The sequence below is a fragment of the Chitinophaga pendula genome, assembly GCF_020386615.1.
GTDB classification, from domain to species: Bacteria; Bacteroidota; Bacteroidia; order Chitinophagales; family Chitinophagaceae; genus Chitinophaga; species Chitinophaga pendula.
The window spans coordinates 2,792,900-2,810,369 of record NZ_CP077769.1 but is presented as its reverse complement, the minus strand read 5'-3'; the positions used below and the strand labels follow the sequence as shown (position 1 = coordinate 2,810,369).

The following is a 17,470-nucleotide window of genomic DNA, read 5'->3' as shown; positions in this document are numbered from 1 at the left end:
TAAATTGAATGGCGTACTACATAGCGCAGGTGTCATCAGGGATAACTTCATTATCCGTAAATCGGTAGAAGAATTCAACGAAGTACTTAGCCCGAAAGTAAAAGGGCTGACGGTCCTCGACGAAGCAACCCGCGACCTGCCGCTGGATATCTTCATTTGTTTCTCCTCCGTAGCAGCAATGGCTGGCAACGTCGGACAAGCGGACTATGCTTGCGGGAACGCATTTATGGATGCCTATGCTACCTATCGTAATAATCTGGTCGATAAGAAGGAAAGAAGTGGCTGGTCACTGGCGGTCAATTGGCCGTTGTGGGAACAAGGTGGTATGCAGATTGACGAAGCCACACTACAACAAATGCAGGAAGCTGGTTTATATCCACTGACGACAACTGCTGGCATACAGGCACTTTACCTCGCAATAGCAGCGCGTCGGTCCCAGGTAGCGGTATTAAATGGGGATAGACAACGGCTGCTCTCCTTGTTGCAGTCCTCTCCGGCAGACCACACCGCGCCACAAACAACCCCCATCATACCGCCACTGCTGGTGGAAAAAGTCCTGCATCAGCTCAAACTGTTATTGGGAAAACAGGTGAAACTGGAACCAGCCCGGATCGATGCAGAAGAACCACTGGAAAGTTATGGTATTGATTCGATCCTGATCACTCGCCTCAATCAACAACTGAGCGAAGTATTCGGTAACATTCCCAAAACACTGTTCTTTGAATATCAGACGCTGAAAGCTATCAGTGAATATTTCGTTGCTCATCACACAAATGCCTGCTTGCAATGGACAGGATTAGAGAACACAACAGCGCCTGTGCCATTGACTGCTCCCCTAAAAGACAGATTTGCCAGGTTACAGCAGAAAGCCCTGTTGAGCAATACAAGAGAACTAACTAATACCCCTGCTTCCCGCGAACCGATAGCTATCATCGGTATCAGCGGTAGATACCCGCAAGCCGATAACCTGGATGCCTTTTGGGAGAATCTCAAAGCAGGTAAAAACTGCATTACAGAGATACCACAGGAGCGTTGGTCTGTATCAGAATTTTATCACCCTGATCCGGAAGTGGCTGCTATGACAGGTAAAAGTTACAGCAAATGGGGTGGCTTTATAAATGACTATACGGCATTCGATCCGCTGTTCTTTAATATACCACCTCGTGAGGTGATCAACATGGACCCGCAAGAACGCTTGTTCATAGAAACCTGTTGGCAGGTACTGGAAGATGCAGGCTATACACGTGCACTATTGGGTAGCAAACATGATCATAGTGTAGGTGTATTCGCTGGCATCACCAAAACCGGCTTTGAATTATATGGCCCCGAATTATGGAGACAGGGAGAAAAACTGTTTCCTAATACCTCCTTCAGCTCAGTCGCTAACCGCATATCCTATCTGCTGAACCTCCAGGGGCCAAGCATGCCGGTAGATACCATGTGCTCTTCCTCATTGACAGCTATTCACGAAGCCTGCGAATATCTGTTAAGAGGCGACTGCGAATTGGCTATTGCTGGCGGCGTTAACCTCTATGTACATCCCACCAGTTATATTGGTCTTTGCTCCCAGCATATGCTGTCAACTAGCGATGAATGCCGGAGCTTCGGCGATGGCGGCGATGGATTTGTACCTGGTGAAGGGGTAGGCGCCGTGTTATTGAAACGATTGTCGCAGGCTGAAGCAGATGGAGATCATATCTATGCCGTTATCAAAGCGTCTGCGATCAATCATGGCGGAAAGACCAATGGTTATACAGTCCCCAATCCCGTTGCACAGGGCAACCTGATACGCAAAGTGCTGGATAAAGCCGGCTTATCCGCAAAAGCACTGAGTTATATTGAAGCCCATGGTACCGGAACCGCATTGGGAGATCCGATCGAAGTCGCCGGCCTGACACAGGCCTTCCGGCACGATACACAAGATGTACAGTATTGCGCGCTCGGTTCCGTGAAAAGTAATATCGGACACCTGGAAGCAGCCGCAGGGATCGCAGGACTGACCAAGATAGTACTCCAATTGAAACATAAACAACTGGCTCCCAGCCTCCACGCAGCCCGGCTGAATCCCAATATCGATTTCCCAGCTACCCCTTTTGTCGTACAACAACAATTGGGAGATTGGAATACACTTTCATACGAACACCAGGGAGCGTATAGGACCTACCCGCGGCTGGCCGGTCTCTCCTCCTTCGGCGCCGGTGGAGCAAATGCACACCTGATCGTGGAAGAGTACGTACCTGGGGAAATAATCCCAACAGCGATCGAAGCACCACTACCTGTTTTACTTTCTGCCCGCAATACGGCCAGGTTAAAAATACTGGCAGCAAACCTCCTGGCACATATAGACAACAAAGAGCTGACAGACAAAGAGCTACCGGCCATTGCCTACACCTTGCAAACAGGACGGGAAGCAATGGATGAGCGCCTCGCTATATTGGCGAAGCATATAGATGAACTCCGTAATGGATTGAGATCATTCCTGGATGAGGATACCTCCGCCGAAAATATATACACTGGCCAGGTCAGAAATAGTAAGGATACACTCACACTCTTCGCCACGGAAGAAATGCAGCAGGCCTTGAACCAATGGCTCGACCGTAAGAAATATCCACAACTGGTAGAAGCGTGGGTAAAAGGAGTAATGATCAACTGGCAACAATTGTATCGCCACGAACATCCCATACGTATCAGTTTGCCTACCTACCCGTTCGCACGCGATCGCTATTGGTTACCACCGCTGACAGGAGCAATGCCAACCGTAGCAGCAGCGGCAACTAACAGCGGCACAACAACCGCCGACAACACATTCCCCTTACCGACCCTCTTTATTGAAGAACAAACAAAGACCTTCGCAAAACCCATAGATATTGCCCTGAGTACACTTCAGGCTGTTAATGAAACATCGACTATGAATATGCCCGAATCATCCGCTCAACAGACCGTCCATATAGAGACAACACCGGCGATGCCACTTCCTGCTGCTGCGCCCGTTGCCAACGTCATCCCGCTGGATCAGCTGCGGGAAGAACTGCAATATAGTTTTGCCGAAGCTTTGATGATGCAACAGGAAGATGTAGAAATGGATAAAGGGTTCATGGATATGGGATTAGATTCCATCATTGGAGTAGACTGGATACGTGCTATCAATCGCCAATATGGAACAAACATCGCTGCTACCAAGGTATACGACTATCCCACCATCCGGGAGTTCGCCGTATTCCTGCAGAAAGAACTAAGCAAGATAAAACCCGCAACAACACCGGTGACAGAAGCGATTGCCACACCGGTTCGTCACACTGCCCCTCCGGTGCCCGTAGCATTGCCTCCCATGACAACAGCTATTCCGGTGGCGTCCGCTTTATCCCTGACGACCGGCGAATATGGGCTGGTGGTGAGTACCGTACACTCCCTGGATGAACTGCAGTTGCGCCCCTGGACACTCGCAGCTCCCACAGCCGGCGATGTCAAGATCAAAGTAAAAGCATCTGCCATCAACTACCCCGACACAATGTGCGCTAAAGGATTGTATCCGACCATGCCGGCTTATCCTTTTGTACCCGGATTTGAAGTAGCAGGGATTATCAGCGAAATAGGAGCAGAGGTAACAGACCTAAAGGTAGGGGATGAAGTAGTCGCCCTGACAGGTGCTGTCTTGGGTGGTCATGCTGGCTTCGTTAATGTACCCGCCGGCAACGTCGCACGCAAACCACGTAGTCTCTCCTTCGCAGAAGCCTGTAGCTTACCGGTAGTATTCGGCACCGTATACTATGCCTTCGAACTCGCCAGACTATCGCGCAATGAAAAAGTACTTATACATACAGCCACAGGTGGTTGCGGCCTCGTAGCCATACAACTGGCACAACTGGCCGGCGCTGAAATATACGCGACCTCCAGCAGAGAAGAGAAATTGCAGATACTAAGAGAGCTGGGAGTAAAACAGGCATTGAACTACAACGAAGCCTTCGATAAAGAGATACACCGGTTGACAAATAACGATGGTGTAGATGTAGTTCTCAATATGCTGTCTGGTGACGCCATCCAGAAAGGTCTGAACAGCCTTGCCGCAGGAGGACGATACCTCGAACTGGCCATACATGGTCTCAAAACAAGCGGAAAACTTGACCTGTCGGGATTATTGGAAAATCAGACTTTCCACAGCATCGACCTCCGCAAACTAAGCATGAGACATGGATTCGCGGCCCGCGAAATGCTCGAAATAATGGGTGATATGGCAGAACGTGGACAACTCGTACCAATCGTCTCCCGAATATATCCCATCGACCAGATAGGTGCTGCCCTGGCTTACGTAGACAAAGGCGCACACATCGGTAAAGTAGTGATCAGTCACGAAGCAACGACCATTGAAGACCGCACCGAAAAATGCATCGCCGACGTACTGGCACATAAAAAACGTAATAACAACCACAGCCGGCCCGTAGGGAAAAAACAAACAACTACTGCAACGGCAATGGCTGGCAGCTTCAATGAACCTATTGCTATTATCGGCAGAAGTGGACAGTTCCCCCAGTCTGATAACCTGGATATCTACTGGGAAAATCTCAGGAAAGGACAAAGCTGCATCACCGAAATACCGGCAGATCGCTGGCCGGCAGACATGTTCTATGATGAAGATCCACTGGTGCCAGGCAAAACCAATTGCAAATGGATGGGTGCCCTGGAAAACGCGGATAAATTCGATCCTTTATTCTTTAACATCTCACCGGCAGAAGCTGCACAAATGGACCCGCAACAACGGTTGTTCCTCGAAAACTGCTGGCGTTGCATAGAAGATGCAGGTATACGCCCCGCTGCCTTATCCGGTAGCCGTACCGGCGTATTCGTAGGGTGCGCAACCGGCGACTACGGCCAGGGATTAGATAGCCAACACCTGAGCGCACAGGGACTGATAGGCGGCACCATGTCTATACTGAGCGCCCGTATCTCCTACCTGCTCAACCTGAAAGGACCTTGCCTCGCAATAGATACCGCCTGCTCTTCTACTTTGGTAGCTATCGCAGATGCCTGCAACAGCCTCTTACTGGGAGCCAGTGACCTGGCACTGGCAGGTGGCGTATGCATCATGGCCGGCCCTCTCACCCATATCCTGACCAGCAAAGCTGGCATGCTCTCCGCTACAGGTAAGTGTTATACCTTCGATAGCAAAGCCGATGGCTTTGTACCTGGAGAAGGAGTAGGCGTTGTATTGCTGAAACGACTGAGCGATGCGGAAAGAGATGGAGACCACATATATGGTGTCATCAAAGGATGGGGCGTCAATCAGGATGGTAAAACAAATGGTATCACAGCCCCTAGCGTACTCTCCCAGATATCGTTGGAAAAAGAGGTCTATGAACGTTTCCATATCGACCCCTCAACGATCACAATGGTAGAAGCACATGGCACCGCGACCAAACTGGGCGATCCCATCGAAGTAGAAGCCCTCACTACCGCCTTCCGGGAATATACTTCCGGCAATAGCTACTGTGCATTAGGATCCGTAAAAAGCAATATCGGACACATGCTCACCGCTGCAGGAGCTGGCAGCATCATGAAGGTCCTGCTATCCCTCCAACACCAGGAAATCCCACCTACTATTAACTTCGAACATCTCAACGAACATATTGACCTCACCGATAGCCCTTTCTTTGTAAACACATCATTGCGCAAATGGGAAGTACCCAATGGTACCCCCAGACGTGCCGCCGTCAGCTCCTTTGGCTTTAGCGGCACCAATGCTCACCTCGTCATCGAAGAATATACAGCCACAGCAGCACCAGCACATCACTCAGGTCCACTTAACGACCTGTTCCTGTTGTCTGCCAGAACAGAAGAACGGTTACAGGCATACGCTGCCAGCCTGCGCGACTTCTTACTGGGCAATAATACCGCCCGCCTCGCAGATATCGCATACACCTTGCAGGTGGGCCGTAACCCCATGACCCATCGCCTGGCAGTCATCGCAGACACAAAAGAAAAACTCTTGCTGGCAGTAAACAACTACCTGGCAGGAAAGACAGCGGGCTGGACCAGCGGACAGGTCAAAAAGGGGAAAGAAGGAGTAGGCATGCTCGAAGGAGATGAAGATGTAATGACCCTCGTCGAGACCTGGATACAAAAACAGAAATTCAAAAAAGTAGCCGACCTCTGGGTAAAAGGCCTGGAAGTAAACTGGGAACAACTGCATGGAGACCGCCATCCCCAAAGGATCAGTATCCCCACTTATCCCTTCGCAAGAGATACCTATTGGGCCAACGATGTCGTATTACTATCCGGCAAACAAACAACCCCACCCAAAACTTTACCGGGAAAGATATGGGGCACCGTAGTAGAAAAACAGGATATCGGCAATGCTATACTGGATATCACTTTATATGACCAGGACAGAAATGTACAGGCACACTTTAGTGACGTACATTTTATAGCACATACAGACGAAATTTCCCAAAAGGCAGAAACACTTTTATTGCAGCCTTACTGGGAAGAAAAAAACAATACCGTAACACCGACTGCACTACCCGCACATCACTGGATATTACTGGTAGAACCGGCTGCAGGAATAGAAAATATATTGAAACAAACATTCCCGCAAGCGCAGATCATCGCCTGGCAGTCCGAAACACCCTACATACAGGATCGCTTCACTGCATATGCAACGGACCTGTTCGAACACATACAACAAATACTGAAAGATAAATCCATTCCGTCAGCCGCGCTGCAGCTAATACATGCAGATACAGCAGAGGTATCACTATTCAGTGGCTTGTTAGGCATACTGAAAACAGCCCGCCTCGAAAGTTCCAGGATACAGGGCGGCTTCATTACTATAGACGATTGGAGCAATACGGCAACACTCATCACCGCAGTAAAGGATAACCTCGTGCTGGATGGCAACCACGTGAAATATCACAAGGGACAACGATGGCTGGAAAACTGGCATCCTGTCGATGCCGGTATTACAAATAACATACCCTGGAAAACCAATGGCGTATACCTCATCACAGGAGGTGCCGGCGGTCTAGGCTTATTATTGGCTGGCGAAATAGCCGCCCATAGCCCTGTTACACTTATACTGACGGGTCGTTCACAAAAGGGAGCTGAAAAAGAACAGGTATTCGCCAGCCTCAGACAAGCAGGTGCAATCATCGATTATCAACAAACGGATATTACCAAAGAGGCCGATGTAAAAGCACTCTTTAACCATATCACCAGCTCCTACGGAAAACTCAATGGTATCATTCACAGTGCAGGAGTGATCCTCGACGATTTTATACTTCGTAAAACAACGGACTCCCTGCAGCAGGTAATGGCACCCAAAGTACATGGACTGGTATACCTGGATGAAGCGTCCAGGACACAGCCACTGGATTGGCTGATCTGCCTCTCTTCTATAGCAGCCGTAACAGGAAATCCCGGACAGGCAGACTACGCCGCCGCCAATGCTTTCATGGATGCCTATGCCACCTACCGCAATGAAGAAGTCGCAAAAGGAAAGGCATATGGACATACCTTTTCCGTAAACTGGCCATTGTGGGCCGCCGGTGGTATGCAGGTAGATGAGGCAACCGCACAACACCTGGCCAATATGGGCATGCAGCCCCTCGAAACAACAGCTGGTATCCAGGCTCTGTATGCAAGACTGAATACTCCTGCAGCAAGAACCTTGGTATTATATGGCGACAGACAGCAACTGACCTCGCAGTTCGCACAACAAACCACAGCTGACGAACCAGAAACCACCTCCCTTACCACATCAACAGATATCACCGGGCTTAAAGAGAGAGTGATATTGGCATTGAAGAAAACATTGGCAAAACATATACAACTGGATGCCGTAAAGATCGATGCCGAAGAAGCACTGGAAAGTTATGGCATCGACTCTATACTCATTACACGGCTGAACCAGGAATTGTCAGCCGTATTCGGACAGATAGGCAAAACGCTCTTTTTTGAATACCAGACACTGGATGCCCTCGCCCAATATTTTACAACACATCACCCGACCGCTTGTCTGAAATGGACGGGACAGCAAAAACCAAATACACATGGCAAAACCATCGCCAATCCATCCACATATACCCGGACTTTTAAAACGCCGGCCATACGTACCGCACCGGTTCATAACAGCCTCCCATCACAGCCGCCCGTTACAGCACCCATCGCTATTATCGGTATAAGCGGCAGGTACCCGCAGGCCGATGATCTGGAGAAATATTGGGAAGGGCTGGCAGCAGGCCGCAACAGCATCCGTGAAATACCGGCTGAAAGATGGCCGCTGGAAGGATTCTATGAAGCCGATATAGACAAAGCAGTTGAACAGGGCAAAAGTTATAGCAAATGGGGCGGTTTCCTGGATCACTTTGCCGACTTTGATCCGCAGTTTTTTCAGATATCTCCGCGTGAAGCCCTGAACATGGACCCCCAGGAAAGACTTTTCATCGAAAGCTGCTGGCAGGTATTGGAAGATGCCGGCTACACAAAAACACTTATAGCCACTCAACACCAGCACAGGGTAGGCGTTTTCGCAGGCATCACCAAAACCGGTTTTGAACTGTATGGCCCCGCATTATGGCAACAGGGTACCAAAGTATTCCCGCATACTTCCTTCAGCTCCGTGGCAAACAGGATATCATACCTGCTCAACCTGCAAGGCCCCAGCATGCCGATAGATACCATGTGTTCATCCTCTCTGACTGCCGTCCATGAAGCGTGCGAACATCTCCTGAGAAACGAATGCGAACTGGCAATAGCTGGGGGCGTCAACCTGTATGTACACCCCGCCAGCTACATCGGGCTTTGCTCACAGCGAATGCTCTCCGCCAGCGGCAACTGCCGCAGCTTCGGCGAAGGAGGAGATGGTTTCGTGCCGGGAGAAGGCGTAGGTACCGTACTGCTGAAAAGATTATCACAGGCAGAAGCCGATGGAGATCACATCTATGCCGTAATAAGAGCTACAGGCATCAACCATGGTGGTAAAACCAATGGCTATACAGTACCCAACCCCATAGCACAGGGCAACCTGATCCGGCACACACTGGATAAAGCAAACGTAAACGCCCGTACCATCAGTTTTATAGAAGCACATGGTACCGGCACCGTATTAGGCGATCCTATAGAAATAAGTGGCCTGACACAAGCCTTTACAAAAGATACTTCCGACAAAGGATTCTGTGCCATCAGCACCGTAAAAAGTAATATAGGCCACCTGGAAGCTGCTGCCGGAATCGCCGGATTGACAAAGATCGTCCTGCAGTTGCAACATCAACAGTTGGTCCCTAGCCTACATGCCGCCGTCTTAAATCCCAACATCGATTTTGAAAATAGTCCTTTCAATGTTCAACAGCAGCTCACTCATTGGCAGCGCCCCGTAGTGAACATTGATGGCCAGGAAAGAGAATACCCAAGACTGGCAGGGCTTTCATCCTTCGGCGCCGGTGGCGCTAACGCCCACGTAATCGTAGAGGAATACATCCCTCCGACACAACCGGTCTCAGAGATCGGCGCGCCACAGATAATAGTCCTCTCCGCTAAAGAGCCTGTTGCTTTACTGCAATATGCAGCTGCACTCAAAACACATCTGCAACAACGTACAGATGAGGAACTGCCTGCAATCGCCTATACCTTACAAACAGGACGGGAGGCAATGGAAGAAAGACTGGCCATCGTCACAACGACGATCAGTGATCTCAGCGCCCGCCTGGCAGCACTACTGGCTGGCGAAACAATAATAGAAGATGTATACCGTGGACAGGTCAAAAATAATAAGGAAACACTTAGCGTATTTGCGGACGAAGAACTACAGGAAGCCATCGAAAAATGGCTGGAAAAAGGTAAACTGGGCAAACTGACGGAACTGTGGGTAAAAGGATTGCCTTTTGACTGGAAACGCCTATATACCGTTATCCCCAACCGCACTTCCTTACCTACCTATCCCTTTGCCCACGAACGATACTGGTTTTCCCTTACACCGGCACCCCTGGTAACAACGCCTGCACCTGTCATCACCCGGGAACCAAGCATAGCCGGCGACAAACCTGCCGGAATTGCATTGAGCGCACCTGCACCGATAGCCGTTGAGGTAAGAACACCGGAGTATACAATAACAGCAACCACACAGTTGCCGGCTGTTACAGTGCCCGTACAGACGGTTTATCCGGTAACCAACCTGCAACAGGAACTGTCAGATAGCCTGGCAGAAGTACTGCTGCTGACAGCAGAAAAGATAGATATCGATAAGAACTTTGTCGAAATGGGACTGGACTCCATTGTAGGCGTTGAATGGGTACGTACCATTAACCAGCGTTACAATATAGCTATCCCCGCGACCAGAGTGTATGACTATCCGACGATCCGGGAACTGGCTTCCTTGTTACAGGGCTTGGTATCAACTGTATCACCGGCGATACCGTTTGCTCCCGTGCAAGCGGCAGCCTCCATATCCGCGAATACAGCGACATTACGTCAGCAACTCAGGGAAAGTTTTGCTGCATTGCTCTATCTGCCGGTAGAGAATGTGGATACCGATAAGAACTTTGTAGAAATGGGACTGGATTCTATCGTAGGCGTAGAATGGATCCGTCTCATCAACAAACAATATAATACGGCCATCACCGCTACTAAAGTTTACGACTATCCCACCATCAACGAGCTGACCGCCTACCTGACCACGCAAATTACCGGAGAACTGCAGCCTGTGGCGATCTCCTCGGCAGCCACCTTACCTGCGCAGGATACCCCGGCCAAGATCAATTTGGGGTATGCACCCATACAACCTGTAGATGCCCCCTCCGCAGGCAAAGGACTCGTTATTACGAACGTACATACCCTCTCGGAAATATCCTGGCAGGATTGGAAGGTACCGGCGCCCGCACCTGGCGAAGTCACCATACAGGTGATCGCCTCTGCCATCAATTTCCCGGATACCATGTGCATACGGGGATTGTATCCTACAATGCCGGCATATCCTTTTGTACCGGGATTTGAAGTAGCCGGTATCGTTATAGCAGTCGGCGCAGGCGTAACAGATCTCAACCCCGGCGATGAAGTAGTGGCACTCACCGGTGATCAGCTGGGTGGACATGCGACCGTCGTAAATGTCAAAGCAGACAACACCGCCCTCAAACCGGTTAACCTGTCCTTCGAAGAAGTGTGTACACTTCCCGTAGTATTTGGGACCGTGTATTATGCCTTTGAACTCGGAAAACTCAAAGCAAACGACAAACTGCTGATCCACACCGCCACCGGTGGCTGCGGCCTGATGGCCCTCCAGCTGGCACAATTACAGGGTGCTGACGTGTATGCCAGTTCCAGCCGCGAAGAGAAACTAGCCCTATTAAGACAACTGGATGTAAAGTATGCTTTTAATTACATGGGTGCTTTCGATAAAGAGATTCGCTCCGTCACCAATGGAAAAGGAGTCGACATCGTATTGAACATGCTGTCCGGTGAACATATCCAGAAAGGTTTGAACAGCCTCGCTGCCGGCGGCAGATACCTGGAACTCGCCGTACATGGACTAAAGACCAGCGGCAAATTGGACCTTTCTGCTCTATTGGAAAATCAAACCATACATAGTATAGACCTCCGTCGCATGAGCCTGCAGGAAGGTGCAACAGCAAAGGATATGTTGAACCTCATGCGCACCATGGCAGAGAATGGACAGATAGTATCTATCCTCTCCCGCGTATATCCGGCACAGGAAGCAACGGCAGCCCTGGCATATGTGGACAAAGGAAGTCATATAGGGAAAATAGTGATCAGCCACCGGGCAACAGAAATACAGGATTACCAGGACAAATGCCTGTCAGCAATCCGCGACCATAAACACCGGCATGCAGCCAAACGGGGAACAACCATTCCGTCACAATTAAAACAGCCTGCTGCCGCCAGTATAGAAAGGGAAGAAGCCATTGCCATCGTCGGGATGAGCGGACAGTTCCCCCGGGCGGCTAACCTCGATCTGTATTGGGATAACCTCAAACAGGGAAAAGATTGCGTAACAGAAGTACCTGGAGAAAGATGGTCAACCGATGCGTTTTATGATGCCGATATCACCGCACCAGGAAAAACAGTCAGCAAATGGATGGGATGGCTGGAAGATGCCGATAAATTTGATCCGCTGTTCTTTAGCATCTCACCGGCAGAAGCAGAATTAATGGACCCGCAGCAACGCCTCTTCCTCGAAAATTGCTGGAGTTGTATCGAAGATGCAGGCATCCGTCCTGGTGCCCTATCAGGAACCCGTACAGGCGTATACGTGGGCTGTGCCCCCGGCGACTACGGACAGGGAATGGCAAGCGAAGGCCTCAGTGCACAAGGACTGACCGGCGGCGCTACCTCCATACTGAGCGCACGTATATCTTACTTGCTCAACTTAAAAGGACCTTGCCTGGCTATCGATACCGCTTGTTCTTCTACATTGGTAGCCATCGCAGAAGCATGCAACAGCCTGGTACTGGGTGGTTGCGACCTGGCACTGGCAGGTGGCGTCTGCGTATTGGCAGGTCCACTGACGCATATACTGACCAGCAAATCAGGTATGTTATCCCCGACAGGTCGCTGTCATACCTTTGATGGTAAAGCGGATGGATTTGTACCTGGCGAAGGGGTAGGAGTGGTGTTACTCAAACGGCTGAAAGATGCAGAGAAAGATGGTGATGATATTTACGGCGTCATCCGCGGCTGGGGCATCAATCAGGATGGTAAAACCAATGGTATCACCGCCCCCAGCGTAAGGTCCCAAACAGAATTGGAACAATATGTATACGATAGGTTTAAGATCGACCCGGCAACCATTACCATGATAGAAGCCCATGGCACCGGTACACAACTGGGAGATCCCATAGAAGTCGAAGCGCTCGTCAATGCATTCAGAAAATATACAGATCGTCAGCAATACTGTGCCCTGGGTGCCTCCAAAAGTAATGTAGGACATCTGCTTACCGCCGCCGGCGCAGCCAGCGTAATAAAGGTCTTGCTCTCATTACAACATCGGGAATTACCGCCAAGTATCAACTTTCAACAGCTGAATCAACATATTCAACTGGATGGTACACCGTTTTATGTAAATACTGCATTGAAGTCATGGGAGACTACACCGGGCATCCCCAGACGGGCAGCCATCAGCGCATTTGGTTTCAGTGGCACAAACGCTCACCTCGTAATAGAAGAACATACACCTGCCCGGGTAAATACCGCACTACCTGCCACTCCCGCATTGTTCGTGCTCTCCGCCAAAGAAGAAGAACGACTCCTCGACTATGCCAGCCGTTTAGCGCAATATCTGCAGACCGATACAAGCATATCCCTAACCGACATCGCCTACACCTTGCAAACAGGCAGGGATGCTATGTCCTGTCGCTTAGCCTTTGTAGCAGATACCAGGGCTGCCGCTATCACAGCACTTAACCAATACACTGCTGGTACACCGTCCACCACTCCATACACAGGAAAAGTGAAGAAAACTGGCGACGAACAGGAAATATACTCGCTGCAGAAAAATGGTAAGGACCTGGATGCCTTGGCCGCAGCTTGGGTAAACGGAAAAATAATACCCTGGGAAGGACTATATGATACCGTCCTGCCTAAAAAAGCACATATCCCGACTTACCCGTTTGCCCGTGACCGGTATTGGCTCAGCCAGGCGGTTACACTCATGCAAGCACCTATCATACCAGCAGCAGCAAAAAATATATCACCCTTACAGGAAGATATACATGTTTTTCAGGAGCAATGGGTAATAAACAACGATATAATAGAACAGCTTCCTGTGGACACCTTCGGTACACTTATCTGTTTTGCAAACGAATCAGCTACCCGGAATGCCCTCGAAGAAGCACTCTATGCCAGAGGGATCGACGCATCCCTGTATTATGTAGTCATCGCCGATACCTATAAGCAGGATGGGAATACCTTCCATATCAACCCGGCCAGTAAGGAACAATATGATCGCGTACTGCATACGATCCATGAAATACAGGGACAATGCGCGCTGCTATACCTGTGGGCTTTCGAAGATGAGAAATGGCTGAACGTTCCGGCCAATATAGTACACCTGCTCCAGGGGATCGCTGCCGCTCAACAAACTGTGGCTCGCGTACTACTCGCCGGACAAGCCCCGGCAGACAGCCTGGCGCAGTGCTATATAGATGCCTGGATAGGGTTCGAACGTTCCCTCGGCTTGATATTGCCGGACACTAAGATCATCGTGACCAACCTTCAGGAAATAACCGGTCTGTCACAATTACCCTTATTGCTGACCACACTATTGGCACGCGAAGCAACAAACAACAGGTATACAGCCAGTCAACGATATACACGGAGTATCGCTCCGGTTGCTTTACAGGCAGCAAATACCCCTCTGGTAACAGGGGGGACCTATCTTATCACAGGTGGCGCAGGCGGAATAGGCTTTCACTTTGCGAAAGACTGGGCGCGCCGGTTCAAAGTAAACCTAATATTGAATGGACGTTCCCCACTGAATGAAGCACGCCGCCAGCAACTGACAGAGCTGGAAAGGCTGGGTAGCCAGGTATTATACATCAGCGCAGATGTGACAGATCGGGTAGCCATGAAAGAAGGACTAATCTCCGCCAGGGAAAAATTCGGCCAATTAAATGGCGTATTACATGCCGCTGGAATAAGTGGATCAGTGCCGCTTCCCTACAACTCCATAGACAACTTTGAAAGAGTATTGTCACCCAAAATAAAGGGTACACTGATACTAGAAGAATTACTGCAGGAGGTGTACGGCCATACAAACCCGTCACTGATGATCTACTGCGCTTCCTCCTCAGCCGTCATTGGGGACTTCGGTGGCTGCGATTATGCAGTAGCCAATCGTTTTCAACAGGCATATGCACATTATCGTCAACAAAACATACCCGGCAAAACATGCGTCATCAACTGGCCCTTATGGCAGGAGGGAGGCATGCAGCTGAATATAGATGGTAGCACACAACTGTACTTGCAATCCAGCGGACAGCGATTACTGGGCACAGCAGAAGCACTGGAGATATTCGATCGCCTGGTAGCACAAACCGGCGTTCAATACTTGGTGATCCCCGGCGATAAAGAACGGATACAGCGTTTCCTGCAGGCAGCTACAAAACCAACTACCTGGGAAACAAGTACGATCGTAGACGTTACACCGGTACAAGCAACGCCGGCAACAACCGATCTCACCGGCCAGGTCATAACAGACCTTAAATCGCATATCAGCTTGTTATCCAAGATACCTGTGCATAAACTCGATGTGGAAATGAACCTGGCGGACTTCGGTTTTGATTCTATCAACCTCGCGACACTGGCCAGAAACCTGACAGCCCACTTTGGTTGGTCGATCACACCGGCAGTATTTTTCGGATATACTACCATAGAAAAACTTGCACAATATTTTGTAACAAACCATCTGCCGGCATTACAACAACGTTACGGCAGCTCCGGACAGGAACCGGTCAGGAACGGTGAACTGATAATGATGCCCGCCGATAAAGAAAAGCAGGTACAACCGGTACAAAAACATACAACGAAAGATTGGCAGCCGCATACCGAGCCGATCGCTATTATTGGCATGAGCGGCCGCTTCCCGCAATCCCGTAACATCGATGAATTATGGGAGCTCCTTGCCAACGCAAAGAGTGGCGTAACAGAAGTACCCGCCGAACGTTTTGACTGGCAACGACTATATGGCGATCCGCTGAAAGAACCAGGAAAGACCAATTGCAAATGGCTGGGGGCCATCCCCGGTGTAAGGGAATTCGATCCCTTGTTCTTCGAAATATCTCCGCGCGAAGCAGCTACCATGGATCCCCGTCAGCGCTTGCTGCTACAGGAAGCTTGGAACGCCCTGGAAGATGCAGGATATGGACCAGCGCAGATCAAAAATGCGATAATGGGCATGTTTGTGGGGGTAGAAGATGGAGATTATGCCCTACTGGCAAAAGAACAAGGCAGCGTAACGGCTAACCACAACGCCATCCTCGCTGCTAGGTTAGCCTACTTCCTCAATTTCAATGGCCCTGTCATGGCTATCAATACCGCTTGCTCATCCGGCCTGGTAGCCGCACATCAGGCTTGCAGCAGCTTACGCAACAGGGAGTGTGATGCAGCGATCGCCGCGGGCGTAAATCTGTTGCTCACAGCAGAAGGATTTGTAGGAATGGGGCAAGCAGGAATGCTCTCACCCGATGGTACCTGCTATGCATTTGATAAACGGGCGAACGGTTTGGTCCCGGGTGAAGCTGTCACCGCAGTAGTACTAAAAAGATTAAGCGACGCAGAAAAAGATGGAGATCCTATTTATGCAGTGATAAAAGGCAGCGGGATCAACTACGATGGGAAAAGCAATGGGATCACTGCGCCAAATAGCAGTGCACAGGCAGCTCTCTTGCAATCAATCTATTCACAATATGATATAAATCCTGAAAATATAACGTATATTGTAACCCATGGCACTGGCACCCGTCTGGGAGATCCCGTAGAAATACAAGCCCTGGATGAAGCCTTTAAACGTTATACCCAAAAGCAGGGATACTGCGCATTAACCTCTGCCAAAAGTAACCTGGGCCACAGCTTTGCCGCCTCAGGTCTCGTCAGTCTCATCAGCCTTGTGCAAGCCATGCGCAATGAGACAATACCGGCAAGCCTGCATTGTGAGCAGGAGAGTGATTACATAGATTGGGTAAATAGCTGCTTCTTCGTCAACCGGGAGCGCCGTAACTGGACTCGTACGGATGACAACGAACTGATGGGCGCCGTTAGCGCTTTCGGTATGAGTGGGACAAACGCACATCTGGTCGTGGAAAGTTATACCGCACCAGTAAAAGTCATACCCACACCGGCTGCCTGCCTGCTGGTACTGTCCGCAAAAACAGCCGCCGCCCTGCAGGAACGCATAGCCAACCTGGTAACAGTACTCGAAAGTGGTAACATGGACTTAACAGCGTTAAGCCATACACTGCAAAACGGTCGCTATCATTTCCGCTATCGTTGCAGCTGGATTGCCACCGATATAACATCCGCACTGGATGGTCTCAAAGCTATTCAAACGGGCGCCCAGACACCGCAGATAGCCACCGGCACAGTACCCCTGGTATTCACTGCCCAGCCAATGCTGCAGAAATATGTCAACGATCTACTGGACCAGAGCACAACAAAAAAAGGTGATCACAACGCATTCCGGGAAATACTGGAAGGCTTAGGTACACTGTTCTGCCAGGGATATGATATCAACTGGACGCGTTTGCAACCAGAAAACATAAATACACCGCGACTGCATCTGCCCGTATATCCTTTCGCAAGGACCCACTACTGGGTGGCAGAAGAACAACCTACCGCAGTAAAAGCGACCCCGATGACTGTGACTACAGCCGGCAACGCCGTGCCCGAAATGTCCTACGAACAGCTACTGGACGCTGTATTAGAGGATGCCATCAGTATCGATAATGCTATTAGTAAGATCATAAATAACTAA

At 50.0% G+C, this 17,470-nt stretch carries 1 protein-coding gene (only partly in view); it reads left to right on the top strand.

All coding sequences use genetic code 11. The annotated features are described in order from the left end of the window. On the top strand, window positions 1–17,470 hold the final stretch of the coding sequence (locus KTO58_RS09985) for an SDR family NAD(P)-dependent oxidoreductase (protein ID WP_307728977.1). The gene continues 23,183 nt to the left of window position 1, outside the view; only the last 17,470 of its 40,653 coding nucleotides appear in the window; the start codon falls outside the window, past its left edge; its stop codon occupies window positions 17,468–17,470.